Source organism: Massilia sp. CT11-108 (assembly GCF_047302915.1).
GTDB lineage: Bacteria > Pseudomonadota > Gammaproteobacteria > Burkholderiales > Burkholderiaceae_D > Telluria > Telluria orientalis.
Window position 1 is genome coordinate 1 of the sequence record NZ_JBKYMO010001255.1, and the last position, 443, is coordinate 443.

Consider the following 443-nt stretch of genomic DNA (forward strand, 5'->3'; position numbering starts at 1 on the left):
AGGCAATGGCGGCGACGAGGGCGTCGCCGCGCGGCGCCAGCGCCGTCACCCGCTGCTCGCGCTCGGCGAACATCGTTCTCGCCTGTTCCGCCAGGATGCGGAAGGCGTCGCGGCCGTCGCTGGCCGCCGTCAGGTGGCCGCCGGACCAGTTCTCGAAACGGACGTCGGGACTCAGCGTATCGAGCATGCCGTCGACGTCGAAGGCATTGTAGGCCGTCACGTAGCGCTCGATCAGGGCGAGGGCAGCCGGTGCGATGCAGGCATGGGACATCGGTCTCTCCTTTCTCGTTTCACGTAAAACGCCAGGCGATGGCGGATGCGTCGTCCGCCGTTTTCGCAGCCAGTCCGGCGGCCTCCTTGCCGGCCTCGAACGCGCGCAGCTCGTCCAGCAGCGCGTCCAGCCCGCGCGCGCGGCACGCGTCCAGCAGGCTGCCGTCCGAGTG

1 protein-coding gene is annotated in these 443 nt (G+C 70.0%); it reads right to left on the reverse strand.

The window, feature by feature from the left end:
• Positions 1 to 271 (reverse strand): nuclear transport factor 2 family protein (locus ACEN88_RS34290; protein WP_413346857.1); only part of this gene is annotated, 271 nt, incomplete at its 3' end.
• Positions 272 to 443 lie beyond the last annotated feature (172 nt).